We start from the raw sequence: 24109 nt of genomic DNA, 5'->3' as shown, positions 1-24109 counted from the left end.
CCGTTTCGTGCCGGCGCGACCTAGAGGGCCCGGTCAAGGGCCTCGGTCATGGCGATCGAGGTGATTTCGAGGTGGTCGAAACGCCAGCCGCCCCCGGTGCGGCGCGCTCCGTAGCGGAGGATCCCGGCCGCGACGGCCTCCGTCTTGTCGTCGATGACGAAGACGGCGACGTCGTGGGCCCGCACCGTGGCGGTCTCGCCGTCGACCTCGATAACGAGGTTGGACTTGTTGTGCAAAGTGCGGGCGTACACGCGGTGCGCGCTCACGAGCTCGATGAGCTCCTTGATGCCGTGGGCCTCCCCGCGGGGGGACTTGACGACGACGTCCTCGGTGAAGAGCCGGTCGGTCTCGTCGTAGCGGCCCTCGTCGATCCACAGGCTGTGACGGGCGACCAGGTCGGCCAGCTCGGCACGGTCAGCGAGGACGCGGATCAGGATTTCGGTAGCGGTCATGACGATCTCCATTCCGGCCGCCCACGGCCAGTTCTCGGTGGTCACCGGCACCTAGCGGGTGGCGGCTCGGTGGTCGTGCTTGAGGCGGGTGAGGAAGAAGTCCCGGACGTCCTCGGCGAGCAGGTCCGGCACCTCCATCGCGGCGAAGTGGCCGCCGCGCTCGAACTCCGACCAGTGCCTGATGTCGTAGAGCCGCTCGGCCAGCGGTCGCACCGACTGCGTGATGTCGTGCGCGAAAACCGCCACACCGACCGGCACCTGGCACGGCACGGGCCGTCCCCGCGGAACATCGTGGTGCAGCCGCGCCGAGGAGGCCGCGGTGGCGGTCAGCCAGTACAGCGAGATGTTGGTGAGCATCCGGTCGTCACTGATCTGCGAGCGGGGGTCCGTCCAGTGCGCGAAGCGCTCGGCGATCCAGACCAGCTGGCCGACCGGGGAGTCGGTCAGCGCGTAGCCGATGGTCTGGGGGGTGAGGGCCTGCAGTGCCTGGTACGGCGGACGGTTCGCCATCAGCTGCCTGACCTTGTCCAGCCGGGCCTCGTCCGTTGCGGACAGCTGGATGTCGGCGTCCGGGACCGGGCGGGTCGGCAGGTAGTTGACGTGCACCCCGACGACCCGCTCCGGTGCCGCCGCGCCGAGCGCCAGGGAGATGCCCGCGCCGAAGTCGCCGCCCTGCGCGCCGTAGCGCTCGTACCCGAGACGGCGCATCAGCTCGGCCCAGGCCCGCGCGATCCGGACGGCGTCCCAGCCGCGCTCGTGGGTCGGTCCGGAGAAGCCGTACCCCGGGATGGACGGGATCACCAGGTGGAAATCGCGTGACAGCGGCTCGATGACGTCGAGGAACTCCAGAAACGAGCCGGGCCAGCCGTGGGTGAGGAGCAGCGCGAGCGCGTCCGGCTTCGCGGACCGGACGTGGACGAAGTGGATGTTCTGGCCGTCGATCTCGGTGGTGAAGTGCGGGAGCTCGTTGAGCCTGGCCTCGTGTTCGCGCCAGTCGTACCGGGTGCGCCAGTGTTCGGCGAGCTCCTTCAGCCGCGCCAGCGGGAAGCCGTGGTCCCACCCGGCGTCGGCGACCTCGTTGGGCCAGCGGGTGCGGGCGAGCCGGTCGGCCAGGTCGTCGAGGTCGGCCTGGGTGATGTCGATGCGGAACGGCTTGATCATGGTCTCAACTCCAGGGGAATTCATTTGCCGACCGAATGTTCGGCTCACTAACGTTTACTCCACGAACGATAGCACAATCATTAGTGCGCCGAACGAATTGCTAGACTCGTCACATGGAGAACCCGACCGAGGAGACACCCACCCCGTGGGAGAACCTGCCCAGCTGGCTGCTCACCCAGACCGCCCACCACGCGCACCGCCTGGTGGGTGACGGGTTCTCGTCCGTCGGCGCCCGCGGCTACCACTACCGCCTGCTGGCGACGCTGGAGAGGTCCGGCCCGGCCAGCCAGGCCGTGCTGGGCCGCCGTAGCGGCATCCACCTCAGCGACATGGTCGCGACGATCAACGAGCTCGCCGACCACGAACTGGTCGAGCGCGCCCCGGACCCCTCCGACCGGCGGCGCAACATCATCTCGCTGACCCCGGCGGGCAAGCGGCAGCTGCGGCGACTGGAGAAGCGCCTGGCCGAATGCCAGGACGAACTGCTGGCTCCGCTCTCACCCGGGGAGCGGCAGGGGTTGACCGAGTTGCTGTCCAAACTGCTGGATCACCACAACCGGCGAACCGGCACCCCCGAAGAGCCGTGGCGCTGACCGGCCCCCGAGTCCCGGCCCGGCCACCGGCCCCTTTGCCCCCCTCGGCTCCGGCCAGGTGACCGGACACCGTCCGAGGTCAGGGAAGATCCTCGACGTTCCCGTCGATGCGGCCTTCGGCGGCTGATCCCTAAAAGCAAGGTCAATTTGCCTAAAGCTATTAGGCAAATACATAATCGACACTGTCGCAGGAGAGGGAGGCCATGGCACGCGCAGGACTGACCACGGAACGCCTGACCCGGGCCGGGGCGGAACTGGCCGACGAGGTCGGCTTCGACCAGGTGACCGTCTCGGAGCTCGCCAGACGGTTCGACGTCAAGGTCGCGAGCCTGTACTCGCACCTGAGGAACTCCCAGGAGCTCAAGACCAGGATCGCCCTGTTCGCCCTGGAGGAGCTCGCCGACCGGGTCGCCGCCGCCCTGGCCGGGCGGGCCGGCAAGGACGCTCTGGCCGCGTTCGCCAACGTCTACCGCGACTACGCCCGGGAGCATCCCGGCCGCTACGCCGCGGCCCAGCTGAGGCTGACTCCGGAGGAGGCGGCCGCGAGCGCCGGCGGCAGGCACGCACAGATGACGCGGGCGGTCCTGCGCGGCTACGACCTGACGGAACCGGACCAGACGCACGCCGTCCGGCTGCTGGGCAGCGTCTTCCACGGCTACGTCAGCCTGGAGATGGGGGGCGGGTTCAGCCACAGCGCGCCCGACACGCAGGAAACCTGGTCACGGGTCCTGGACGCCCTCGACGCCCTGCTGCGGAACTGGCCCGCGCCCTGACCCGGGCTCCCCCGCCGGCCGGGCACCGCCGGCCGAGCGGCGCACCGGCGAATCCAAACACTCCGAACAATCCGAAAACTTCGATCAACAGGCTGAGACCATGCACACCACGCCCGACTGGATCACCACGCCCGTCACCGCGGACCTTCTGCGCGGCGCGCTCGACCTGCAGGACACCGCCCACGGTGTGCTGCCGCACCGGCTGCCCGCCCGTGCCCGCGCCCAGTGCGCCGACGGACAACTCGCCATGGCGGAGTCCCAGCCCTCCGGGGTACGGCTGGTCTTCCGCACCCGGGCCACCGCCGTCGAACTGGACACGCTGCCCACCAAACGGGTCTACGTCGGTGCTCCGCCCCGCCCGGACGGCGTGTACGACCTGCTCGTCGACGGCCGCCTGGCCGGCCAGGCCGGCGTGACCGGCGGCAACACCCTGACCATGGACATGACCACCGGGACCACCGTGCTCCGGCCCGGCCCGGCCGGCACCCTCCGCTTCACCGGCCTGCCCGGCCGGATGAAGGACGTCGAGATCTGGCTGCCGCACAACGAGACCACCGAACTCATCGCCCTGCGCGCCGACGCCCCCGTCGAGCCCGCACCGGACCGGGGCCGCAAGGTGTGGCTGCACCACGGCAGCTCGATCAGCCACGGCTCCGACGCCGCGAGCCCCACCACCACCTGGCCCGCCCTCGCCGCCTCCCTCGGCGACGCGGAACTGATCAACCTGGGCCTGAGCGGCAGCGCCCTGCTCGACCCGTTCACCGCCCGCGTCCTGCGCGACACCCCCGCCGACCTGATCAGCCTCAAGATCGGCATCAACCTGGTCAACACCGATCTGATGCGCCTGCGCGCCTTCACCCCGGCCGTCCACGGTTTCCTCGACACCATCCGCGAAGGCCACCCCGGCACACCGCTACTGGTCGTCTCGCCCATCCACTGCCCCATCCACGAGGACACCCCCGGTCCCAGCGCCCCGGACTTCACCGACCTCGGCGCCGGGCGACTGCGGTTCCGGGCCACGGGCGACCCGGCGGAGCGCGCGAGCGGGAAACTGACCCTGGGCGTCATCCGGGACGAGCTGGCCCGGATCGTGGGGCAACGGGCGGCCGAGGACCCGAACCTGTACTACCTCGACGGCCGCGACCTCTACGGGGAGGCCGACTCCGCCGAGCTGCCGCTGCCCGACGAACTCCATCCGGACGCCGCCACCCACCGCCGCATCGGCGAGCGCTTCGCCGAGCTCGTCTTCACCGCCGGCGGCCCCTTCGCGAATCGCAGCACCTGAAACCGGTTCCGGCCGCGCCGGCGTGCCCCGGAACGCGAGGCGTCCGCGCTACGCGGGTTCCGCGTTCCGGGCGCTGTCGCGAAGCTGTGCCACCGCGCGGGCGACGAGGTCGCCGCGGCGTCGATCCTGGCGGGCGTGGACGACGATGCGCCGCAGGACGGCGGGGCGGACCACAGGCCTGGCGACGACTCCGCCGGGGAGCTCCGCGACGGCCAGGCGCGGCAGGACGGTGACGCCGATGCCCGTCTCCACCAGCCGCAGCGCCGCCCGGTGGTCGTCCAGGCGGGCGGCATAGCGCGGCGTGAATCCGGCGGCCCGGCAAGCGGTCAGGATGATCTGTCCGATCGGGCTGTCGTAGATGTCGTGATCTATCCAGGGCTCACCTTCGAGGTCCCGGAGAGCGAGTTCGCGGGCACCGGCGAGAGGGTGGGCGCCGGGGAGCACGGCGACGAGCTCCTCGACGACGAGTTCATGACGCCGGTAGCCGTCGAGGTGTACTCCGGCTCCGCCTGCGGGCTCGGTCCGGATGTCGAGGTCCGGGCGCCGGCGTCCGCGCCCGTCGACGGGCTCGTTGAGGCTGATCTCGACGGTGAGGTTCGGCTGGTGGCGGCGAACGGTCCGCACGACCTCCGGGATCCACCGCTCGGCCGCGGAGGCGAAACAGGCGATCGCCAGATGCTGCGCCTGACCGCCCCTGAGGTCTGCGACGACTCGTTCGAGGCGTCCGAAGTCGGCGAGGAGCGACTGGGCCTGATCCGCCAGGTGCCGTGCGGCGTCGGTGGGGATGATGCCGCGTCCCTGCTTCTCGAAAAGGACCAGTCCGGTCTCCTTCGCCAGGGTGGTCATGTGCTGGCTGATCGTCGCGGGAGAGTAACCGAGGTTCCGCGCCGCTTTGTTGATCGACCCGGCTGCCAGGACCGCGCGCAGGATCGCGAGACGTTGCGGGTTGAGCATGGCACCAAAGGTAAGGCAACACCGAATGACGAGCCGCATTTGTTTGCTTGTTCCGAGCTTTGCCGGCGGTGGAGGATGGCAGCGAGCAGGACATCCGGCGTCCTCTCGGGCGCGGTGAGAGAGGGTTGGCGATGGACACGACGTTCTGGGACGAGGCGGACCGTCTCCTGATCCGCTACGGAGCCGGTTTCACCCCGCGGGTCATCGAACGCGCCCGTGGCGCGTATGTCTTCGATAGCCGGGGCACGCCGATTCTCGACTTCACCTCGGGGCAGATGAGTTCCATCCTCGGCCATGCGCACCCGGACATCGTGGCGACGGTCTCGTCCGCGGTCGCGTCGCTGGACCACCTCTTCAGCGGCATGCTCAGCGCTCCCGTGCTGGAGCTCGCCCGCAGGCTCACCGCGACCCTGCCCCCGGCACTCGGCAAGATGTTGCTGCTCACCACGGGAGCCGAGGCGAACGAGGCCGCGATCAAGATGGCCAAGCTCTCCACCGGCCGTTTCGAGATCGTCTCCTTCGACCGCTCCTGGCACGGCATGACCCAGGGGGCCGCCGCCGCGACCTTCTCCGCCGGGCGGCGCGGCTACGGTCCCCCGATGCCGGGAAACCTCGCGCTGCCCACACCGAACGCCTATCGTTCGCCGTTCCGATCCTCCGACGGGTCACACGACTGGGAGGCCGAGCTCGCCTACGGCTTCGCCCTGGTCGACCGGCAGTCCGCCGGGAGTCTCGCCGCCTGCCTCATCGAGCCCATCCTGTCCTCGGGCGGGCTCATCGACCTGCCACCCGGGTATCTGCGTCGCCTCAAGGCGATGTGCGACGAACGCGGGATGCTGCTCATCCTGGACGAGGCGCAGACCGGTCTCGGCCGCACCGGAGCGATGTACGCGTTCGAGCGCGACGGGGTCGCGCCCGACATCCTGACGTTGTCGAAGACCTTGGGAGCCGGGCTGCCGGTGGCGGCCGTCGTCACGACCGCCGAGATCGAGCAGGTCTGCCACGACCGGGGTTTCCTCTTCTACACCACCCACGTCTCCGACCCCCTGGCGGCCGCCGTCGCGCTGACGGTCCTTGACGTCATCGACCGCGAGAACCTCACACGGCGTGCCGCGACGCTGGGCGATCAGCTCACCGACCGGCTGCTGGCGCTTCGCGACGACTACGAGGTCGTCGGTGACGTTCGCGGCCGTGGCCTGCTCCAGGGCATCGAGCTCGTCATGGACAAGAAGAGCAAGGCGCCCGCCGACGCGCTGGGCAACGCGATCACCTCGGCCTGCCTCGAACGAGGCCTGCACATGAACATCGTCCAGCTGCCCGGGATGGGCGGCATCTTCCGCATCGCCCCGCCTCTCACGATCGGGGAGGACGAGCTGCACACCGGCGTGGACATCCTCGAGGCGTCTCTCAAAGCCGTGCTCGACGCCGCCGCCGGGTGACGCGGACCGGTCCGGCGGCGGGCCGCCGGGTCGATGCTCCCCGGCTCCCGCGCCGGTTCACGGGTGCGGCGCCCGATTCCCGGTCGGCCCGTCAGAACCGTTCACGAGGTTCCTCATGGTCCACCACCGCCGTGCAGGTCCGCCGCCACGCATTGATCAGACCGGTCCCCTTACCATCGACACGCCCCCGGACGGGATCGACGGGGTGTTTGAGCAAGGGAGTACCGCCATGGACGCGGACGTCATCATCGTGGGTGCGGGTCTGGCCGGGCTGGTCGCGGCGCAGCAGCTGACCGGCCGGGGCCGGAAGGTGGCGCTGGTGGACCAGGAGAGCGCCGCCAACCTGGGAGGGCAGGCGTACTGGTCGTTCGGCGGGCTGTTCCTCGTGGACTCGCCCGAGCAGCGCCGCCTGAGGGTGAAGGACTCCTTCGAGCTGGCATGGAGCGACTGGCAGGCGAGTGCCGGGTTCGACCGCCTGGAGGACGAGGACGTCTGGGCGGCGCGCTGGGCCCGCGCGTACGTCGACTTCGCCGCGGGCGAGAAGCGGTCCTGGATAGACGCCCAGGGCATCAAGCTGACGCCGGTGGTGGGCTGGGCGGAGCGCGGTGGCCTGCGCGCCGACGGTCACGGCAACTCCGTGCCCCGGTTCCACGTGGCCTGGGGTACGGGAACGGGCGTGGTGGCCCCGTTCGTGCGCGGCGCCGAGCAGGCGGCCGACGCGGGACTGCTGAGGTTCTACCACCGTCACCGGGTCGACGAACTCGTCGTCCGGGACGGTGCCGTCACAGGGGTGCGCGGGAGCGTCCTGATCGACGACCCCTCTCCGCGGGGGGTGGCCTCCAGCCGCGAGGTGACGGGCTCCTTCGAGTTGACCGCGCAGGCGGTCATCGTCACCAGCGGCGGGATCGGCGCCGATCACGACCTGGTGCGCCGGCACTGGCCCCGGCGGCTGGGCACCGCCCCACAGAACATGATCACAGGCGTGCCGGCCCACGTGGACGGGCGGATGCTGGCCATCAGCGCCGCGGCCGGGGCCCGCATCGTCAACGAGGACCGGATGTGGCACTACACCGAGGGCGTGCGGAACTGGGACCCCGTCTGGCCCGGGCACGCGATCAGGATCCTGCCGGGGCCGTCGTCCATGTGGTTCGACGCGCTGGGCCGCCGCCTGCCGGAACCGTGCCTGCCCGGCTACGACACCCTCGGCACCCTCAAGTATCTGCGCACCACCCCCGACATCGCCGGATACGACCACTCGTGGTTCGTCCTCACCCAGAAGATCCTCGAGAAGGAGTTCGCGCTGTCGGGCTCGGAGCAGAACCCCGACATCACCGGCGGAGACCGGAAGGCGGTACTGCGGAACCGGGTCTTCGGCAAGGGGGCGCCCGCTCCGGTGGAGGCTTTCAAACGGCACGGCGCGGACTTCGTCGTCGCCACCACGCTGGACGAGCTGGTGGTAAAAATGAACGGCCTGACCGACGAACCGCTGCTCGACGCCGGCGAGCTGCGCCGCCAGATCGTGGCCCGTGACCTGCAGGTCGGCAATCCCTACAGCAAGGACGCCCAGGTGCAGGGCATCCACAACTCACGACGCTTCCTCGGGGACCGGCTCAGCCGCACCGCCAGACCGCACCGCATCCTGGACCCGCAGGCCGGTCCGCTGATCGGGGTCAAGCTCCACGTCCTGACGCGCAAGAGCCTCGGCGGCATCCAGACCGACCTCGATTCCCGCGTCCTCGGCATGGACGGCGAACCCGTCAGCGGCCTGTACGCGGCCGGAGAGGCGGCCGGATTCGGCGGCGGCGGCGTGCACGGCTACAACGCCCTGGAGGGCACCTTCCTCGGCGGCTGCCTGTTCTCCGGCCGCCAGGCCGGCCGCGCCGCCGCCCGGGCGGTCGCGTGAGACGGACGGTCCCGGCGACCGCCGGCCGGGTCCGCGCCCGCCGGCGTGACCCGGCAGGCACCGGACCCGGTGGACCTGGAGGGTGCCCGGTGATCTCGCGGCGCGTCCCCGCTTGACCTTGACACGGTGACAAGGTCTTCACTGGGGCCGAGGAGGTGGTCCCGATGACCATGCCGGAACAGGACACGGACATGATCCGAGCTTTCCAGGGGCTGGAGGACGACCGCCCGTCGGTGCGGCTGCGAGCGGCGCTGGCGGTCGGCACGACCCCCGACCCGCGGTTCGTCGACAAGCTCATCGAACGATGCGCCGTCGAACCCGAGTTCTACGTGCGCGACATGCTCACGTGGGCCCTCACCCGCCACCCGGCGTCGATGACGGTCCCCGCGCTTCTCGGCGAGGTCCGCTCGGAGCGTGCGCAGGCGCGAAGCCAGGCGTTGCACACGCTGTCCAAGATCGGGGATCGGCGGGCGTGGCCGGCGATCACGCCGGCGCTGCTGTCCGACGCCGACGACGAGGTGGCGCGGAGCGCCTGGCGGGCGGCGGTCGTGCTCGTGCCCGAAGGTGAGGAGCCCGAGTTGGCCGTAGTGTTGTCGACACAGCTCGGGCGCGGCGAGCGTGAGACGCAGCTGAGCCTCAGCCGGGCGCTGGTCGCGCTCGGCGAGGTGATCCAGCCGGCTCTGCGCGCCGCGACGACGGATCCCGACCCTCGGGTGCGCGCGCACGCGACCGCCACGGAACGGCTGTTGCGCGACCCGGATGCCGGATTCGAGTTCGCGATCGAGCAGGCGAAGCGCGTCGTGGCCCTGGGCGGGAACGGCCAGGAGGAGTGACAGGCAGTGTTGATCGGTGATGTGGCACGACGGTCCGGGGTCAGCGCCCGCATGCTCAGGCACTACGACTCGCTCGGCCTGGTGCGGCCGACGGGCCGTACCGGCGCCGGCTATCGGGAGTACTCCGGCGAGGACATCCGGCGGATCTTCCACATCGAGAGCCTGCGGTCATTGGGGCTGTCGCTGCGTGACGTCGGGCGCGCGCTCGACGACCCCGGCTTCGCGCCCTCGGCGCTCGTCGACGACCTCATCCGCCGGACGCGAGAACGCATCGCGGGTGAGAAGGAGCTGCTCACGCGACTGCGTCGTATCGGTGCCGCGGAACCGGCGGGCTGGGATGACGTCCTCCAGACCGTCGCGCTCCTGCAGGCACTGGGCTCGAAGAGCGCCGGGAAGCGCCAGCGCGCGGCCCTGTCCTCGGTCGAGGAGGTCCCGGTGCCGGTGGAGGCACTGGTCGAGGCGGCGCTGAGCGAGACGGACCCGAACGTCGCCGGAGCCCTTCGATGGGCTCTGGCGCAGTCGGGCGACGGCGGGTTGGCGCTGCTGGCGGAGGGCCTCGGCTCGCCGACGGCCGAGGTGCGGAAACGTGCCGTCCAGTCCATCACCGAGATTCCGGACGACGCGGCGACCGCACTGCTGCGGGACGCCCTCGCGCACCCCGACATCGTGGTCCGCGGGTACGCGGCTCTGGCGCTCGGGGTACGTGGAGTGGCCGACGCCGTCCCGACCCTCATCGACATGGTCGTCGAGGGGACGAACGACGTCGACGCGGCCGACGCGCTGAGCGCGCTGGCGAGTCGTCCCGCGTCGGCGGATCGGATCGCCGCCGGGCTCGTCGACCGCCTCGCCCACGGCACCGTCGAATCGCCCGCACGCCGGCGGCTGACCCAGGCGCTCGCGGACATCCCGGGGCTCACGGCGTCACGTGCCCTCGCGGATCTGGCACATGACGAGGACCGTGCCGTCGCGCTCACCGCGACGTACATTCTCGGGATACGCGAGGCACGATAACGGATCTTTCCCGGGGCGCCGCGTACCCGGGGCCCGGTCGTCGCCGATCACCGTCCGAGCGGCGATGGCCACGGCGTCCTGGTGGTACAGGGATGAGATGCCGACGTCGGCGGCCACGACCAGCGCGAACAGCAGCCAGGACGCGGGGGCGGCCAGGGTCGGCAGCACGCCCGTCGGAGGATCGACCTGGCGACGGATCATCTGTCGTGGTGGGCGCCGTAGTGGGCGCGGATGAGCGCGATCACGGTTTCGGCGGTGCGCTCGAGGTGGCTGCGGCCATCGGGTAACCGCGCCTCGCGGCTGATGTAGCTGCCCCGCCCCACGTGCGTGGCCGGATCCAGCCGATGCACGGTGATCTTTCCGGCACGGCGGGCCCGGTTCCATCCACTGCCGGACCACCACCGCCACCGCTGGGGAAAGATCCAGGCGCCGCTGCGCTCGATCCAGTCGCCGGCACTGGTGAGCTGATGCAGATGATGGGCGCCGGTGAGATCGTTGGCGCCGTTGTGGAACCCGCCGAGCGTGATCAGCAACAGCGGGGCACGCAGGTGGGCGCGTAACTCCTCGACCGCGCCGGTGGCGACCTGGGCGCCCCCGCTGTAGCTGAGCAACACCACCGGGACAGCACTGTCGGCCCGGTAGCCGGCCAGGGTCAGCTGATCGGCGATCTGGGCGCCCACCGCCCGGTTGTACAACGGACGGTAGCGGTGGTCGGCGGCAACGAAGATCTGCATCACGTTGTGCAGGAACAACACCAGCTCCACCCGGTGGCGCAACCACTCCCACACGGGCCGGTTGACCAGCGGATCGGCCAGCGGGGAGTAGGGCTGCACCTGGCCCAGTACCCGCAGCTCCGGCGCCGCGGCGATCAGCGCCTGAACCAGCCGGCCCCCGTCGCGGGTGTCCCCGAAGCGACGCTTGCCGATACCGTCGAGATAGACCAGGTAGGCCCGCGCGGGCCGGCCGGGATCGGCGCCTCGCGCATAGGGCATGCCCGGGGGCAGCTCGCTGGTGGCCGCGCGCCAGCCTGCGGTGTAGGCCATCAGCTCATAGCGGGCCAGCAACGCCTCGGCGAGCAGGACCAGCCCGAACACCCCGAGCAGCACCACGACCAGGACAGGGAAGCCGCTCATGCCAGCACCTGCCGCGTCCCGGTGGCGCTGATCTTCACGACCAGGCGCCGGACGGCCTCGACGGCGGCGCCCAGACCCGCTCCGGCCACGGCCAGACAGCCCGCCGCGGCCCACCAGCCCAGCCCGGTGGCCGCGGCCAGCGGGCCGGCCAACCCGGCCCCGACCCCGGTGAGCAGCAGCAGGTGCAGCAACGGCCCGAGCAAGGGAAACGCCAAGATCGCGGCGAGAAGCAGCGGGGCGACCCGGCCGGGGGTCCAGACGAACGTCGCCGCACCCGATCGCGGCGCCGATCCCACCAGCTCGGCCAGGGTCCACGCGCTCACCGGCCACAGCGCGAACACCACGCCCTCGACCACGGCACCCACCAGCAGCAACTCGACCGCGACCGACCGCGACACACCGGGCCGGCGCGCTATCAGCGGCAGAATCCGCCCGGCGGCCTCGGACAACCCCGCGAGCAACAGCACAACGACCACGACGGGTGACATCGCTCAACGCTCCTGCGGCGAATCCTCCGGAGCAGCCGATCGGCTGCTCCGGCTAGCAACAATGCGGTCCACGGCACGAAGCCCGCGGCGCCGCCAGAGGTCCCGGCCCTCGGTCGTGAACCACCGCGCACCGAATGCCGAAGCCGACACGTCCCCTGTCACTGCCCGGGAGGCTCGCGGTGGCGCCCGCCCGGGGCGGCCATGCCGGCTCAGGGGCCCCTCCGCGTGGAAGGGGCCTCACTTTTGCGATCAGGCGAGGTCGGCGAGATCCTCCTCGGTGAGGGTGATCGACCGGGCGCCCAGGTTCTCCTCCAGGTGAGCCACGGAACCGGTGCCCGGGATGGCCAGGGTGACCGGAGACAGGGCCAGCAGCCAGGCCAGGGCGATCCGGTGGACGGTCGCACCGTGCCGTTCGGCGACCTTGACCAAACCGGGGTCGTTGATGTCGGCCCTGCCGCCGCCGAGGGGGAAGAACGGGACGAAGGCGATGCGGGCCTGCGCGCAGGCCTCCAGGACGGCCGTCTCGTCGCGATTGGCGATGTGGAAGTTGTTCTGGACGGCCGCGACAGGAGCGATCGTGCGGGCCTCGGCGAGATGGCCGACATCGACGTTGCTGATGCCCAGGTGGCGGATCAGGCCCTCCTCGCGCAGCGCGGCGAGCGCCTCGAAGCGTTCGGCGAGCGACTCGCCGTGCGGGGGTTCCATCATGCCGATGCGCAGGTAGACCAGGTCGAGGCGATCCAGGCCCAGGCTCTCGAGGTTGGCCTCGACCTGGGGCCGAAGGTCGGCGGCGGTGCCCTGGCCGGGCCCGCCGGGACCGAAGACCGGGCCGACCTTGGTGGCGATGACCAGGGTGTCCGGGTACGGGAACAGGGCTTCACGGATCAGGGTGTTGGCGTGCACCGCGCCGTTCTCGCTGCGGTAGAAGTCGGCGGTGTCGATGTGGTCGACGCCGAGCTCGACGGCACGGCGCAGGACGGCGCGGCCGGACTCGGGATCGCGGGCGGGTCCGCCCGGACCGCCGTGGGGCAGGCGCATGGCGCCGAAACCGAGCCGGTCGATCGTCAGGTCGCCGCCGAGGCGGAACTGGCCGGTCATGTCTCTCCTCGTGATGTGATGTGGTGCCTGGCGGTGGATCGGCTTCTGCGCGATGCCCGGCCGGAGGCGTGACCGGCGGCGAAGCGGCGACAGCCGCTCCGGGCGGGAGGCGCTCCGCTCACGCCGCGTGCGATCGCGTGACCGGACTCTCGACGAACGTGACCGTCTCCTCGAGCGGCGCCCGGCCGGTACGGGCGTGACCCGCCGTGACGTCCTCGAACCCGATCGACATGCCGCAGAAGAGGATGAGCCCGTCCGGGGGCGACAGGACCTCCGCGACGGTCCTGTGATACACCGACCACGCCATCTGCGGGCAGCTGTGCAGCCCTTCGGCGCGGAGCAGCAGCATGACGGTCTGCAGATACATGCCGACGTCGGCCCACTGGGGCAGGCCCATGTCGCGGTCGATGTAGCAGAACAGGGCTGCGGGCGCACCGAAACAGCTCCAGTTCGCGGCGGCGGCCCTCTGGTGCGCCTCCCAGTCATCGTGCGAGATGCCGAGTGCGCCGTAGCGCTGCGCGCCGAAGGCTGATCGGCGCTCGCGGTACGGGGACTTCAGCCCGGACGGGTACATCTCGTACTCCCGCTCGTCCCAGGGAGTGCCTGCCGCCACACGCTCACCGACGCGCTTCTTGAGTTCGGCCAGCCGCGCGCCGGTCAGCACGTAGGCGTGCCACGGCTGGAGGTTCGATCCGGACGGTGCCCAGGCCGCGGCGGACAGCACGCGCTCCAGCACCTCCCTCGGGACGGGCTGGTCGGTGAATCCGCGCACTGCCCGTCGGCTCGTGACCGCCTCGTAGACGTCCACGATGGCCACCTCCCCATCCGCTCGACGCGTCCAGCTTCGGTACACTTAAGACCGTATCATTTACGATGGTATCAATCAATACCATCTGGTGGGCTGGGAGCACATTGTGACGAAGACAACTCCCAGGGCACCGGCAGCGAACGTCGCCGCCGTCTACCGCCCCACCCGTGCGGCGGGCGACCGGCGCACGGCCTACGCCTCGCCGCCCGGCGGATAGGCGAACCGGGTCAGAAGATCCCTCAGCTGCTCGGGCTCGCCGGGCCCCAGCTCGGCGACCAGACGTTCGGCCAGCGGCTCCGCCGCCACATGGGCCGCGTCGAAAAGCTCGACGCCCTTGGGCGTGATCTCCACCGCCCGCGCCCGCCGGTCCCCCGGAACGGCCTTGCGCACGGCCAGACCCATGCGCTCCAGATCGTCCACGACCCGCATGATTCCCGCCTTGTCCGACCCTGTCGCCGCCGCCAGGTCCCGCTGCACCGTGGCCCCGCGGTCGACCAGCACGATCAGGGCGGCAAAGTGCCGCAACTCGATGCCGAGCGGCCGAAGCGCCTCCGTCATCACCGCGGCCGCGCGCCAGTGCGCCCGGCGCAGCAGCAAGCCGAGAGTGAAAGGCGAGGCATCCCCGGGGCGGTCGGTCGCACGCGAAGTGGTGGTTCCGTGAGGAACGTCTGCGGTCATGAAAGCATATTACCCGCTATGTTTTCATTTAATATGGTATCAATTGAAATTAATTGCGAGCCTGGCAAGACAGCCCGCGTGATGGCCATACGCCGATCAGGCGTCCGGAGAGAGCATCTCGTACTCGATGCGGAGACGACGGCGAAGCCTGAGCCACCGGATGGCGGCCGGGCGGAGTGGAAAGCGTTGCCCTTCCAGCTTTCATCGATTATCGTCGATTTTCGATGAATGAGAGGCTGGAGCCGCTGGAGCGCGAAGCGGCGGAGGAGTACGCGAGCTGGTTCAGGGCGCTGGCCGACGGCACCCGCATCCAGATCGTGTCGTTGCTGGCCCGGCGGCGCGAGCCGATGAGCGTCGGGGAGATCGTCACCGCCGTCGGGATCGGCCAGTCGACGGTCTCGCACCACCTGAAGATCCTGTCCGAGGTGCGGTTCGTCCTGGTGGAGCGGCACGGCACCTCCAGCCTGTACCGGATCAACGAGGCCTGCGTGAACTGCTTTCCCACCGCCGCCGACGTGGTGATGGGCAATCCCGTTCCCGCGACTCCCGCCTGCGAGTAGGAGCACGCCATGGCACACGACGAGGTCGTCAACCGCTACTCCGGCCTGGCCCGCGCGGCACTGGCCGGTGAGACCGTCGCCGACTGCGGCGCGGACGCCTTCGAAAGGGGCCGCTTCGGCGCGGCCGGATACGACGACACCGCGGGACTGCCCGAGGGCGCGCTGCGGGCCGGCCTCGGCTGCGGCGACCCGGTCGCCGTCGCCGAGCTGCGTGAGGGTGAGACCGTGCTCGACCTCGGCTCCGGGGGCGGCATCGACGTCCTGCTGTCGGCCCGCCGGGTCGGCCCGTCCGGAAAGGCCTACGGCCTGGACGCCAGTGCCGACATGGTGGAGCTGGCCCGGCGCAACGCCGAGCAGGCGAGCGCGGCCAACACCGAGTTCGTGTGCGGCACCATCGAGGCCATCCCGCTGCCCGATCACGCGGTCGACGTCGTCATCTCCAACTGTGTGATCAACCTCGTCGGCGACAAGGCGGCCGTGCTGGCCGAGGCCTTCCGGGTGCTGCGGCCCGGCGGACGCCTCGGCATCAGCGACGTCGTCACCGAAGGCGCCCTCGCCCCTGAACCGCGGGTGGCCGCCGAGCTTCGGGTGGGCTGCGTCGCCGGCTCGCTCAGCGTCGCCGAGTACCGCCGGCTGCTGGCGGCGACCGGTTTCGTGGCCACCTCGATCACGCTGACCGCCGATCACGGCGAGGGAGTCCACTCGGCGATCGTCCAGGCGGTCAAGCCCGCGATCTCGCCGGGGCTGGAGATCCGGCCGATGCGCGACACCGACGCCGAGCAGGTGCTGGCCATCTACCGGGCAGGACTGGAAAGCGGCCAGGCCAGCTTCGAGACGACGGCCCCCAGCTGGGAGGGCTTCACCGCGAGCAGGCTCGCGCATCTGCGCTACGTCGCCGCCGACACCGGCACCGGTGAGGTCGTCGGCTGGGTGGCCGCCTCCCCGGTGTCGGCGCGTTCGGTGTACGCCGGAGTCGTCGAGCACAGCGTGTACGTCCACCCCGGCTGCCAGGCCCACGGGATCGGCCGAGCCCTGCTGGCCGCGTTCATCGCCGCCGGCGAGGACGCCGGGATCTGGACGATCCAGTCCGGGATCTTCCCGGAGAACGCCGCCAGCCTCTCGCTGCACCGGGCGCTCGGCTTCCGCGTGGTCGGCACCCGCGAGCGCGTCGGCTGCCACCACGGCACCTGGCGCGATGTGATCATGATGGAGCGGCGCAGCACGGTCGTCGGGCGATGACCCCGGGGCAGGCCGGGGGTGAGGTGCGGGAACATCCGGCGGCCGGCGGTGGTTGTGCATCTCGTGGCCGGTGTGCCCAGTGTCCCCGGGCCTCACCTATCGCCTTCGCGGAACACCGTTCGGCTGGAGCCGCGTTGCGCATCTCGCCGAGAGGCGACCTGCACACCGGTACGCACACGTTGAAACCAAGGCCCCGCCCCGAGTCAGGGCGGGGCCTTCGGTGTGTCCGGACGCCATTGACGAACGGGCCACCGGCTCCGAGGCGCGGGGAGGTTCATCTGCCCGCGGGGGCGTGGCGGGCCAGTTTGACCGCCGAGATCAGCAGGATGGCGGCGAGAGCGGGAATGAGGATCAGGTCGGGGACGGCGCCGAGCAGCAGGCTCATCGCCTTGTTCACGATAACGGCCGACAGGGCGGCGAAGCCGAACAGGCTGATCAACAACGGCAGCCGGAACTCCGCGCCGCCCAGGCCGATCATCCCGCCCAGCACGCCCACCGCCGCCCCGGCGCCGAAGATCAGCGGCGCCGACCCCGCCGCACGAGAGGGTACGGCGGCCTCGTTCGCGCTCACGCCCACCACGCTCCTCACTTCCTGGCACTGCCCGGCGCCCGCGCCGGGTGCGCGGGCTTCTACGGTCTCGCACCGCCTCCAGCAGGCGACGCGCGGGACGGCGACCACCATCACCGTGATCATCTGAGTTCGTGGCGCTACTTCCCGTCCAGGTCCGAACCTGTAGGTGATGCGCACGTCCGCTGTTCATGCGCCGTTTACCCACCATGGAATCGATAGATGCCAATATCGAAACTAATCGAATTAGACACTCGTCGATTCCATGTGCGGATGCCCCGGAAGCCAGCGATGACCAGTACCGACAAGCGCGACGACCTGACCATCGACCAGCAGCTGGCGATTGCCACCGCAGCCCGCAGGCTGGGTGAGGAGTTCGCCGGCACCTTCTCGGTCGAGACGATCGAGCGGTTCCTGCACACCAGCTACGACCAGTTCGCCACCCGCGCCGCGGTGGCCAACTTCCTGCCGCTGCCGGCCGAGCGCTTCGCCCGCCAGCGCCTGCACGCCCTGGCCCGCGTCGAGGGCAAAAGCGACGGGCGGCCGATCGTGTTGTTCTTGTGCGTGCACAACGCCGGCCGCTCCCAGATGGCCCTGGGCTTCTTCTCCCATCTGGCCGGCGAGCACGCGGTCGGCTGGTCGGGCGGCTCGGAGTTCGCCACGGAGATCAACCCGGCCGCGATCACCACGATGGCCGAGCGCGGCATCGACATCTCCCGGGAGTTCCCCAAGCCGTGGACCGAGGAGATCGTCCGGGCCGCCGACGTCGTGATCACCATGGGCTGCGGGGACACCTGCCCGATCTTTCCCGGCAAGCGCTACCTGGACTGGGAACTGCAGGACCCGGCGGGCAAGAGCGCCGAGGAGGTGCGCCCGATCCGTGATGAGATCGAGCGCCGGGTGCGGACCCTGCTCGGCGAGCTCGGCGTGCCCGTCAGCTGACCCCCGCACGCCGAGCACCCATAGACACCTGTCAATATAGACAGCGCATGACTTCGACGAGTATCTATTCCCGGAGGTCCGATGGAGCTGCTTCATCTCCTTGAGTGCAGCCCGCCGCTGGTTCGCGAGCCCTTGGACGTCGAGCAGGCCACCGGGATCGCGCAGGTGTTCAAGGCCCTGGGCGACCCGGTCCGGCTGCGGATCCTGTCGATCGTGGCCAGCCATTCGGGCGGCGAGGTGTGTGTGTGCGACATCACCGGCGCCTTCGAGCTGTCCCAGCCCACCATCAGCCACCACCTCAAGGTGCTCAAGGAGGTCGGGCTGCTGACCTCCGAGCGGCGCGCCTCCTGGGTCTACTACCGCCTGGTCCCCGAGACCTTGACCGAGCTGTCGGCCCTGCTGAACACCCCCGCCACCGTCTGAGCTCGCACCGCCGCACCGTTAAGGAAGATCCATGTCCTCAAGCCCACCTCCACCTCCGGCCACCGCGAGTCAGAGCGGCGTGATGGGCGCCCTATCCACCCTGGACCGGTTCCTGCCGGTGTGGATCGGCCTGGCCATGGCCGCCGGACTGCTGCTGGGGCGCCTGGTGCCCGGCCTGAACTCCGCGCTGGAGGCGGTCAAGATCGGCGAGATCTCGCTGCCGATCGCACTCGGCCTGCTGCTGATGATGTACCCGGTGCTGGCCAAGGTCCGCTACGACCGCCTGGGCACCGTCACCGGCGACCGCCGCCTGCTCATCGCCTCCCTCGCGCTGAACTGGGTGCTTGGCCCCGCGCTGATGTTCGTGCTGGCCTGGACGTTCCTGGCGGACCTGCCCGAGTACCGCACCGGCCTGATCATCGTCGGACTCGCGCGGTGCATCGCCATGGTTCTCATCTGGAACGACCTGGCCTGCGGCGACCGCGAGGCCGCCGCCGTCCTGGTCGCCATCAACTCGGTCTTCCAGGTGGTGGCCTTCGGCGTGCTCGGCTGGTTCTACCTGGAGGTCCTGCCAGGCTGGCTGGGCCTGGGTGAGGGCACCGCGCTACAGGTCTCGGCCTGGGACATCGCCCGGTACGTGCTCATCTTCCTCGGCATCCCGCTGGCCGCCGGATACCTGTCGCGCAGGCTCGGCGAACGCGCCCGGGGCCGCGACTGGTACGAGGAGCGCTTCCTGCCGAGGATCGGGCCCATCGCCCTGTACGGACTGCTGTTCACCATCGTCATCCTGTTCGCCCTGCAAGGCGGGACGATCACCTCCCAGCCCGCGGACGTGGCCCGCATCGCGCTGCCGTTGCTGGCCTACTTCGCTCTCATGTGGGGTGGCTCCTTCCTGGCCGGCCGGGCGATCGGCCTGAGCTACGAGCGCACCACCACGCTCGCCTTCACCGCGGCCGGCAACAACTTCGAACTGGCCATCGCGGTCGCGGTCGGCGTGTTCGGCGTCACCTCCGGCCAGGCCCTGGCAGGAGTGGTCGGCCCGCTCATCGAGGTACCCGTCCTGGTCGCCCTGGTCTACGTCAGCCTCTGGGGCCGCCGCCTGTTCACCACCCCCACCACCACCTCCGAGGGATCGGTTCATGCCTGACAAACCCAGCGTGTTGTTCGTCTGCGTGCACAACGCCGGACGCTCCCAGATGGCCGCCGGCTGGCTCACCCACCTGGCCGCGGGCCGCATCGAGGTTCGCTCCGCGGGCTCGGCCCCCGCCGAGAGCATCAACCCCGTCGCCGTGGCGGCGATGGCCGAGGCCGGTATCGACATCACCGGCCAGACACCGAAGATCCTCACCACCGAGGCCGTACAGGACTCCGATGTGGTGATCACCATGGGCTGCGGGGACGCCTGCCCGTTCTTCCCGGGCAAGCGCTATGAGGACTGGAAGCTGGACGATCCGGCCGGCCAGGACATCGAGGCCGTACGGGGCATCCGCGACGAGATCCGCGCTCGCATCGAGAAACTGATCGCCGAGCTCGACGCCAGGTGACCACGGCCCCGCCCTCGCCCAGGCCAGGCGGGGTGACCGGATCGCGGCCACCCCGCCTGCCTCAGGCCTGCGGCGACCCGGCCGGCAGCGACCCGGTGGCCACCGGCAATCGCGCGGCGGCCACCGGCGCACGGGCGGGTCCGCCCGCCTCGACGGACGAAGCCGCGGCGATGCTCCAGCCGTCGCATCCGCTCATCGGTGCTCACCCGCGGGATCGGCGTGTCATACGGTGGTGAGCTCCAGGCCGACCGGGCGGTGAGCGGGCTCGGCCGGCGGCGTGAACAGGGCGCCGAGCCTGTTCACCGCTTCGGGGATGATCCAGTAGTAGACCCAGGTGCCGCGGCGCTCGGAATCGATCAACCCGGCCGTCCGCAGGGTCTTGAGGTGGTGGGAGATCGTGGGAGCGCTCAGGTCGAAGGCGGGGGTCAGGTCGCACACGCACGCCTCACCGCCCGCGTGGGAGCCGATCATCGACAACAGGCGCAGCCGGACCGGATCGGCGACGGCTTTGAGCATCACCGCCAGATCGGCCGCGTCATCCTCCGACAGTGGCTCGCGGGCGATCGGCGCGCAGCACTGGACGGTGGTGGCGGTCATGCGACAACTCCCCTACTTCGACATTTGTCTAAATCATACGCGGTGGTAGGCGACCAGCGCGAGCGCGACGACGGCGCAGGCCACCGCCACGGCCGCCATCACCCGCGCGTAGCCGGCCGCCTGGGCCGGCGCGACCGCGCCCAGCGGAGCCGGCGCCTTGCCGGCGACGGAGAAGGCGTAGTGGAGCACGCCGTAGCCGATGGTCTGCGTCACGGCCAGGGCGGCGACGCAGACCATCGTGACGTGCCGGTGCGGCTTCGGCGCCGGTCGACGGCCGGCGCTCACCCGCAGCAGCCACCGCCGTCGCCGTCACCGCCGCCGACGGTGACCAGCGGGAGCGGGGCGGCGAGCAGGCCGCCACCGACGCCGGTGGCCAGGCCGACCCGCCGCTCCTGCGCCTCGGCCAGGCCGGAGGAGCACACGCCGGTCTCGGGCAGCTCCAGCCGCACGTCGTGGGCGGCCTCCCAGTCCCCGGCCAGGGCGGCGGCGACGGATCGGACCTGCTCGTATCCGGTGGCCATCAGGAACGTCGGGGCGCGGCCGTAGCTCTTGACGCCGACCGCGTAGTAGCCGGACTCCGGGTGGGACAGCTCGCGGACGCCGTGCGCCGGAACGGTGCCGCAGGAGTGCTGGTTGGGGTCGATCAGCGGGGCCAGCGCCCGGGTGGAGCCGAGGATCGGGTCGAGGTCCAGGCGCAGCTCGGAGGCGATGGAGTGGTCGGGACGGTATCCGGTGGCGGCCACGACGCGGTCGACGGTGACCGACCGCTCGGCGCCGGAGGGGTCGCGGCCGATCACCGTCACCCGGCCGCCGGTCTCGGTGACGGAGTGGGTGAAGAATCCGGTCAGCAGCGTGATGCGGCCGGAGTCGACGTGCGCCCGCAGCCGGGTGCCGATCGTCCCCCTGGCCGGGAGGGCGTCGGCACTGCCGCCACCGTAGGCACGGCCGGCGTTGGTGGCGCGGATCGCCCAGGTGATCTGCGTCTCCTCCAGCTCGGCCAGGGCCAGCAGCGTGGTGGCCGCCGAATGGCCCGCCCCCACGACGAGGGTGTGGCGGCCCTCGTAGGTCTCGCGGTCGGCGCCCAGCACGTCGGGCAGCGCGTGGTCGATGAGCGCGGCCGCCTCGGCTTCGCCGTGGGCGGGGAGGCCGTTCGCCCCCAGCACGTTGGGCGTGGTCCAGGTGCCGGAGGCGTCGATGACCGCCCCGGCCCGCAACTCCTCACCATCGGAAAGCCGCAGCAGGAAGGGGACATCGTCCCTGCCGTTGCTGCGGACCCGGTCGTAGCCCAGGCGGCTGATCGCGGTCACCGTCACCCCGAGGCGCAGCCGGGGCGCGATGGCCGGGTGCTCGGCCAGCGGGGCGAGGTAGTCCTCGACCAGTTCGGCGCCGGTGGGCAGCCAGTCCTGGTCGGGGCCACTCCAGCCCTCGGCCTCGAGAAGGCGGCGGGCGGCGCTGTCGATGTTGTGGCGCCACGGGCTGAAGACCCGCACGTGAGCCCACTGCGCGACCGACGCGCCGACCTGCTGCCCCGCCTCCAGCACGAGGAAGTCCAGGCCGCGCGTCGCCAGGTGCGCCGCGGCGGCCAGGCCGACCGGGCCGGCGCCGATGACCACGACGGGCAGGGCGCCGGGCGCGGCGTGCGCCACGATCTGCTCGATCTCGACAGCGGTGGTGGTGCCGCAGCATCCGTCACTCATGATGGCCTCTCCTGCAATTCGCGCGATGTGTGATCGTCGGGTCTCAGCGGTGGAGCAGAACCGACGAAGCGGGGCGCGTACCGCACACCCCTTGTTTAGAAGAACATCTAAGTAGTGAAGAGAGTGCCTCGTTGATTAGAGATTTGTCAAATCAGTGGATCGGCAGGCGGACTGGGCTCACCCGCAGGTGGCGCCGGAAGGGCGGTCGCCGGGCGGGCAGCAGGCCCGCAGGCCGGCCTGCAGATCGCTCAGCGCCTGGCCGATCCGGGCGGGGTCGGCCCGGTAGTAGACCGTTTTCCACTCCCGCCGAGCGCTCAGCACCCCGCCGTCGCGCAACGTCGCCAGATGGGTGGAGGTGGCCGACTGCGCCAGCGCCATCCGCTCGGCGACCTCTCCCACCGTCAGCTCGATCCCGCCGGCGAACAGCATCAGGATCCGCTGGCGGGTGTCGCTGGCCATCGCCTTGAGGAAGCCGCGCGCGGCCTCGGTCAACTCGATGTCGGTGCTCGCCGTCTCCATGGGATGACCCTATCCTTCATATTGTCATTTCTTGATTTGACGATACGATGCGGCGCATGAACACCATCGTCATCGGTGGCGGCCAGGCCGGGCTGGCCGCCACCCGAGCTCTTCTGGACGCCGGCCTGACTCCGGTGCTCCTGGAGGCAACAGACCAGACCACCGGCTCCTGGAGGCGCTACTACGACAGCCTCACCCTGTTCTCCCCCGCCCGCTACAGCTCCCTGCCCGGCCTTCCTTTCGGCGGTGACGGCGACCGCTACCCGCACCGCGACGAGGTGGTGGACCATCTGGCCCGCTACGCCCGCGATCTCGGCCGCGGGGGCGCCGAGATCCGCACCGGCGCCCGCGTCACCGCCGTCACAGCCGGTGCCCGGGGCAGTGGCTTCGTCGTGCACCTCGCCGGCGGCGGCACGCTGAACGCGCCCCTCGTGATCGCCGCCAGCGGATCGTTCGACCGCCCCCACCTGCCTGTCCTACCGGGCCGCGACGGCTTCACCGGCCAGATCCTGCACGCCGCCGCCTACACCAACCCCCTGCCGTACGCGGGCAGACGCATCGTCGTGGTCGGCGCCGGCAACTCGGCCGTGCAGATCGCCTGCGAACTCGCGCGGACCAGCACGGTGACACTGGCCACCCGCACGCCGATCCGCTTCGTCGACCAGCGGATCCTGGGCAAGGACCTGCACTTCTGGTTCACCGTCACCGGTTTCGACCGCCTGCCTGCCCGCCTGGTGAAAACTCCGCCCACCGCCCCCGTCCTGGACGAGGGCCTCTACCGCCGGGCACTGCGCGAAGGCGAGCTCGACCGGCGCCCGATGTTCACCCACCTCGACGGCGACGACGTGGTGTGGGCCGACGGCAGCCGTGAATCCGTCGACGTGATACTGCTGGCCACCGGGTATCGGCCCAGCCTGGACTACCTGGACGGGCTCGACGCCCTGGACGAGACCGGCCGCCCCCGCCACGTCCACGGCCTGTCCACCGTCCATCCCGGCCTGGGCTTCCTCGGCCTGGAATGGCAGCGCACCCCCGCCTCCAACACCTTGCGCGGAGTGGGCCGCGACGCCCGCCACCTCACCCGCAGGCTCAAAACCCACCTGTCGCGGTAGCCCGGTGTGCACCCGTTCCGGGAGGGCGCGCCCGGTGACCGGGCCGCCGGAAACCCTGTGACGACCGCCGGATGGCCTTACCCGGCACGTCATCGGCGTGGCGCGCCTCGCCGGCTCCCGGCCTGTGCCCGCGAGCGTCAATCTTCCCCGCGTCCGCCACGACCCGCAGGTCATGTCGTGTGGCCAGGACGTCTTCGGGCACATAAATGCCGCACCTTCAACGGTTTTCGATAGCCCGCATCCATGACGAGCGTGTACGCGGCACGTCCCCGAGACCTGCCCGCGACGGCAAGGTCTGG

General features: G+C 70.8%; 28 protein-coding genes. 14 read left to right on the top strand and 14 right to left on the bottom strand.

Going from position 1 to position 24109, the window contains the following annotated elements; translation table 11 throughout:
- Positions 1-20: 20 nt before the first annotated feature.
- Complete coding sequence (locus ACTOQ3_RS37715; protein ID WP_440088404.1) at positions 21-452, bottom strand: nuclear transport factor 2 family protein; 432 nt, start codon at positions 450-452, stop codon at positions 21-23.
- A 51-nt stretch (positions 453-503) separates the two neighbouring features.
- Entirely contained in the window at positions 504-1613 is a 1110-nt protein-coding gene (locus tag ACTOQ3_RS37710; protein WP_440088402.1) for an epoxide hydrolase family protein, read from the bottom strand.
- A 113-nt stretch (positions 1614-1726) separates the two neighbouring features.
- Here ACTOQ3_RS37710 and ACTOQ3_RS37705 point away from each other — a divergent pair, with 113 nt between their 5' ends.
- The 3 genes from ACTOQ3_RS37705 to ACTOQ3_RS37695 all read left to right on the top strand — a co-directional run bounded on the left by ACTOQ3_RS37705 (position 1727) and on the right by ACTOQ3_RS37695 (position 4264).
- The gene (locus ACTOQ3_RS37705; protein ID WP_440088401.1) at positions 1727-2206 is read left to right on the top strand and encodes a MarR family winged helix-turn-helix transcriptional regulator; all 480 of its coding nucleotides are present in this window, start codon (positions 1727-1729) and stop codon (positions 2204-2206) included.
- A gap of 203 nt (positions 2207-2409) precedes the next feature.
- A complete protein-coding gene (locus ACTOQ3_RS37700) occupies positions 2410-2979 on the top strand; it encodes a TetR/AcrR family transcriptional regulator (RefSeq protein WP_440088400.1) in 570 nt (189 codons plus the stop codon).
- Between the two features lie 100 nt (positions 2980-3079).
- Entirely contained in the window at positions 3080-4264 is a 1185-nt protein-coding gene (locus ACTOQ3_RS37695) for a GDSL-type esterase/lipase family protein (RefSeq protein WP_440088399.1), read from the top strand.
- 48 nt (positions 4265-4312) lie between these two features.
- Here the strand turns inward: ACTOQ3_RS37695 and ACTOQ3_RS37690 are convergent, their stop codons facing one another.
- Complete coding sequence (locus ACTOQ3_RS37690; protein ID WP_440088398.1) at positions 4313-5218, bottom strand: LysR family transcriptional regulator; 906 nt, start codon at positions 5216-5218, stop codon at positions 4313-4315.
- A 131-nt stretch (positions 5219-5349) separates the two neighbouring features.
- Between ACTOQ3_RS37690 and ACTOQ3_RS37685 the strand changes: the two genes are divergently transcribed.
- The 4 genes from ACTOQ3_RS37685 (at position 5350) to ACTOQ3_RS37670 (ending at position 10404) form a co-directional block, all read left to right on the top strand.
- On the top strand, positions 5350-6657 hold the full coding sequence (locus ACTOQ3_RS37685) for an aspartate aminotransferase family protein (protein ID WP_440088397.1): 1308 nt from the start codon (positions 5350-5352) through the stop codon (positions 6655-6657).
- A gap of 229 nt (positions 6658-6886) precedes the next feature.
- Complete coding sequence (locus ACTOQ3_RS37680) at positions 6887-8560, top strand: FAD-binding dehydrogenase (protein WP_440088395.1); 1674 nt, start codon at positions 6887-6889, stop codon at positions 8558-8560.
- A 164-nt stretch (positions 8561-8724) separates the two neighbouring features.
- Positions 8725-9393: a HEAT repeat domain-containing protein gene (locus tag ACTOQ3_RS37675; protein ID WP_440088393.1), complete on the top strand. Its 669-nt coding sequence runs from the start codon at positions 8725-8727 to the stop codon at positions 9391-9393.
- Positions 9394-9399: 6 nt separating this feature from the next.
- Complete coding sequence (locus tag ACTOQ3_RS37670; protein WP_440088392.1) at positions 9400-10404, top strand: HEAT repeat domain-containing protein; 1005 nt, start codon at positions 9400-9402, stop codon at positions 10402-10404.
- A 197-nt stretch (positions 10405-10601) separates the two neighbouring features.
- Here ACTOQ3_RS37670 and ACTOQ3_RS37665 read toward each other — a convergent pair whose 3' ends face one another.
- From ACTOQ3_RS37665 to ACTOQ3_RS37645, 5 genes are all read right to left on the bottom strand, one after another.
- Complete coding sequence (locus ACTOQ3_RS37665; protein WP_440088391.1) at positions 10602-11537, bottom strand: hypothetical protein; 936 nt, start codon at positions 11535-11537, stop codon at positions 10602-10604.
- Positions 11534-12025 (bottom strand): hypothetical protein, encoded by a 492-nt coding sequence (locus ACTOQ3_RS37660; RefSeq protein WP_440088390.1) that lies wholly within the window; start codon positions 12023-12025, stop codon positions 11534-11536. Before ACTOQ3_RS37660 ends, ACTOQ3_RS37665 begins: the two co-directional genes overlap by 4 nt.
- Positions 12026-12274: 249 nt before the next feature.
- Positions 12275-13123, bottom strand: coding sequence for an aldo/keto reductase (locus tag ACTOQ3_RS37655; RefSeq protein WP_440088388.1), 849 nt, complete (start codon positions 13121-13123; stop codon positions 12275-12277).
- A gap of 118 nt (positions 13124-13241) precedes the next feature.
- Positions 13242-13940: a nitroreductase gene (locus tag ACTOQ3_RS37650; RefSeq protein ID WP_440088387.1), complete on the bottom strand. Its 699-nt coding sequence runs from the start codon at positions 13938-13940 to the stop codon at positions 13242-13244.
- A gap of 183 nt (positions 13941-14123) precedes the next feature.
- A complete protein-coding gene (locus ACTOQ3_RS37645) occupies positions 14124-14528 on the bottom strand; it encodes a MarR family winged helix-turn-helix transcriptional regulator (protein ID WP_440088386.1) in 405 nt (134 codons plus the stop codon).
- Between the two features lie 305 nt (positions 14529-14833).
- On the opposite strand from ACTOQ3_RS37645, the gene ACTOQ3_RS37640 reads away from it, so the two are divergent.
- A complete protein-coding gene (locus ACTOQ3_RS37640; protein ID WP_440088384.1) occupies positions 14834-15169 on the top strand; it encodes an ArsR/SmtB family transcription factor in 336 nt (111 codons plus the stop codon).
- Between the two features lie 9 nt (positions 15170-15178).
- The gene (locus tag ACTOQ3_RS37635) at positions 15179-16408 is read left to right on the top strand and encodes a GNAT family N-acetyltransferase (RefSeq protein WP_440088382.1); all 1230 of its coding nucleotides are present in this window, start codon (positions 15179-15181) and stop codon (positions 16406-16408) included.
- A gap of 274 nt (positions 16409-16682) precedes the next feature.
- Here ACTOQ3_RS37635 and ACTOQ3_RS37630 read toward each other — a convergent pair whose 3' ends face one another.
- Positions 16683-16979 carry a hypothetical protein gene (locus ACTOQ3_RS37630; protein ID WP_440088379.1) on the bottom strand — a complete coding sequence of 99 codons (297 nt, stop codon included), beginning with the start codon at positions 16977-16979 and terminating at the stop codon, positions 16683-16685.
- A gap of 288 nt (positions 16980-17267) precedes the next feature.
- Between ACTOQ3_RS37630 and ACTOQ3_RS37625 the strand changes: the two genes are divergently transcribed.
- From ACTOQ3_RS37625 to ACTOQ3_RS37610, 4 genes are all read left to right on the top strand, one after another.
- Positions 17268-17918: an arsenate reductase ArsC gene (locus ACTOQ3_RS37625; RefSeq protein WP_440088377.1), complete on the top strand. Its 651-nt coding sequence runs from the start codon at positions 17268-17270 to the stop codon at positions 17916-17918.
- Between the two features lie 81 nt (positions 17919-17999).
- The gene (locus ACTOQ3_RS37620; RefSeq protein WP_440088375.1) at positions 18000-18341 is read left to right on the top strand and encodes an ArsR/SmtB family transcription factor; all 342 of its coding nucleotides are present in this window, start codon (positions 18000-18002) and stop codon (positions 18339-18341) included.
- An 82-nt stretch (positions 18342-18423) separates the two neighbouring features.
- On the top strand, positions 18424-19488 hold the full coding sequence (gene arsB, locus ACTOQ3_RS37615; protein WP_440088373.1) for an ACR3 family arsenite efflux transporter: 1065 nt from the start codon (positions 18424-18426) through the stop codon (positions 19486-19488).
- Positions 19481-19885 (top strand): arsenate reductase ArsC, encoded by a 405-nt coding sequence (locus ACTOQ3_RS37610; RefSeq protein ID WP_440088371.1) that lies wholly within the window; start codon positions 19481-19483, stop codon positions 19883-19885. Before arsB ends, ACTOQ3_RS37610 begins: the two co-directional genes overlap by 8 nt.
- Before the next feature lie 61 nt (positions 19886-19946).
- On the opposite strand, the gene ACTOQ3_RS37605 is transcribed toward ACTOQ3_RS37610, so the two are convergent.
- From ACTOQ3_RS37605 to ACTOQ3_RS37585, 5 genes are all read right to left on the bottom strand, one after another.
- Positions 19947-20081 (bottom strand): hypothetical protein, encoded by a 135-nt coding sequence (locus tag ACTOQ3_RS37605; RefSeq protein WP_440088368.1) that lies wholly within the window; start codon positions 20079-20081, stop codon positions 19947-19949.
- A gap of 26 nt (positions 20082-20107) precedes the next feature.
- On the bottom strand, positions 20108-20482 hold the full coding sequence (locus ACTOQ3_RS37600) for a metalloregulator ArsR/SmtB family transcription factor (RefSeq protein ID WP_440088367.1): 375 nt from the start codon (positions 20480-20482) through the stop codon (positions 20108-20110).
- 33 nt (positions 20483-20515) lie between these two features.
- On the bottom strand, positions 20516-20767 hold the full coding sequence (locus ACTOQ3_RS37595; protein ID WP_440088365.1) for a hypothetical protein: 252 nt from the start codon (positions 20765-20767) through the stop codon (positions 20516-20518).
- Complete coding sequence (locus tag ACTOQ3_RS37590) at positions 20764-22179, bottom strand: FAD-dependent oxidoreductase (protein WP_440088363.1); 1416 nt, start codon at positions 22177-22179, stop codon at positions 20764-20766. The genes ACTOQ3_RS37595 and ACTOQ3_RS37590 overlap by 4 nt, the downstream gene beginning before the upstream one ends.
- A 177-nt stretch (positions 22180-22356) precedes the next feature.
- Positions 22357-22698 carry an ArsR/SmtB family transcription factor gene (locus ACTOQ3_RS37585; RefSeq protein ID WP_440088361.1) on the bottom strand — a complete coding sequence of 114 codons (342 nt, stop codon included), beginning with the start codon at positions 22696-22698 and terminating at the stop codon, positions 22357-22359.
- A 56-nt stretch (positions 22699-22754) separates the two neighbouring features.
- Here ACTOQ3_RS37585 and ACTOQ3_RS37580 point away from each other — a divergent pair, with 56 nt between their 5' ends.
- Positions 22755-23810, top strand: a complete 1056-nt coding sequence (locus ACTOQ3_RS37580; RefSeq protein ID WP_440088359.1) for a flavin-containing monooxygenase — start codon at positions 22755-22757, stop codon at positions 23808-23810.
- Positions 23811-24109 lie beyond the last annotated feature (299 nt).

The organism is Streptosporangium sp. LJ11 (genome assembly GCF_051918945.1).
GTDB lineage: Bacteria > Actinomycetota > Actinomycetes > Streptosporangiales > Streptosporangiaceae > Streptosporangium.
Note: the sequence above shows the minus strand (reverse complement) of the source record. Positions and strands in the feature narration are given on the sequence as shown.

Bases quoted from the DNA above. Each gene is read 5' to 3' on its own strand.
- ACTOQ3_RS37675 (WP_440088393.1), top strand. From the start codon at position 8,725: ATGACCATGCCGGAACAGGACACGGACATGATCCGAGCTTTCCAGGGG.
- ACTOQ3_RS37625 (WP_440088377.1), top strand. From the start codon at position 17,268: ATGACCAGTACCGACAAGCGCGACGACCTGACCATCGACCAGCAGCTG.
- ACTOQ3_RS37710 (WP_440088402.1), bottom strand. From the start codon at position 1,613: ATGATCAAGCCGTTCCGCATCGACATCACCCAGGCCGACCTCGACGAC.
- ACTOQ3_RS37715 (WP_440088404.1), bottom strand. From the start codon at position 452: ATGACCGCTACCGAAATCCTGATCCGCGTCCTCGCTGACCGTGCCGAG.
- ACTOQ3_RS37590 (WP_440088363.1), bottom strand. From the start codon at position 22,179: ATGAGTGACGGATGCTGCGGCACCACCACCGCTGTCGAGATCGAGCAG.
- ACTOQ3_RS37705 (WP_440088401.1), top strand. From the start codon at position 1,727: ATGGAGAACCCGACCGAGGAGACACCCACCCCGTGGGAGAACCTGCCC.
- ACTOQ3_RS37620 (WP_440088375.1), top strand. From the start codon at position 18,000: ATGGAGCTGCTTCATCTCCTTGAGTGCAGCCCGCCGCTGGTTCGCGAG.
- arsB (WP_440088373.1), top strand. From the start codon at position 18,424: ATGGGCGCCCTATCCACCCTGGACCGGTTCCTGCCGGTGTGGATCGGC.
- ACTOQ3_RS37635 (WP_440088382.1), top strand. From the start codon at position 15,179: ATGGCACACGACGAGGTCGTCAACCGCTACTCCGGCCTGGCCCGCGCG.
- ACTOQ3_RS37695 (WP_440088399.1), top strand. From the start codon at position 3,080: ATGCACACCACGCCCGACTGGATCACCACGCCCGTCACCGCGGACCTT.
- ACTOQ3_RS37680 (WP_440088395.1), top strand. From the start codon at position 6,887: ATGGACGCGGACGTCATCATCGTGGGTGCGGGTCTGGCCGGGCTGGTC.
- ACTOQ3_RS37640 (WP_440088384.1), top strand. From the start codon at position 14,834: ATGAATGAGAGGCTGGAGCCGCTGGAGCGCGAAGCGGCGGAGGAGTAC.
- ACTOQ3_RS37605 (WP_440088368.1), bottom strand. From the start codon at position 20,081: ATGAGCGGATGCGACGGCTGGAGCATCGCCGCGGCTTCGTCCGTCGAG.
- ACTOQ3_RS37655 (WP_440088388.1), bottom strand. From the start codon at position 13,123: ATGACCGGCCAGTTCCGCCTCGGCGGCGACCTGACGATCGACCGGCTC.
- ACTOQ3_RS37580 (WP_440088359.1), top strand. From the start codon at position 22,755: ATGAACACCATCGTCATCGGTGGCGGCCAGGCCGGGCTGGCCGCCACC.
- ACTOQ3_RS37685 (WP_440088397.1), top strand. From the start codon at position 5,350: ATGGACACGACGTTCTGGGACGAGGCGGACCGTCTCCTGATCCGCTAC.
- ACTOQ3_RS37665 (WP_440088391.1), bottom strand. From the start codon at position 11,537: ATGAGCGGCTTCCCTGTCCTGGTCGTGGTGCTGCTCGGGGTGTTCGGG.
- ACTOQ3_RS37660 (WP_440088390.1), bottom strand. From the start codon at position 12,025: ATGTCACCCGTCGTGGTCGTTGTGCTGTTGCTCGCGGGGTTGTCCGAG.
- ACTOQ3_RS37585 (WP_440088361.1), bottom strand. From the start codon at position 22,698: ATGGAGACGGCGAGCACCGACATCGAGTTGACCGAGGCCGCGCGCGGC.
- ACTOQ3_RS37690 (WP_440088398.1), bottom strand. From the start codon at position 5,218: ATGCTCAACCCGCAACGTCTCGCGATCCTGCGCGCGGTCCTGGCAGCC.
- ACTOQ3_RS37610 (WP_440088371.1), top strand. From the start codon at position 19,481: ATGCCTGACAAACCCAGCGTGTTGTTCGTCTGCGTGCACAACGCCGGA.
- ACTOQ3_RS37700 (WP_440088400.1), top strand. From the start codon at position 2,410: ATGGCACGCGCAGGACTGACCACGGAACGCCTGACCCGGGCCGGGGCG.
- ACTOQ3_RS37600 (WP_440088367.1), bottom strand. From the start codon at position 20,482: ATGACCGCCACCACCGTCCAGTGCTGCGCGCCGATCGCCCGCGAGCCA.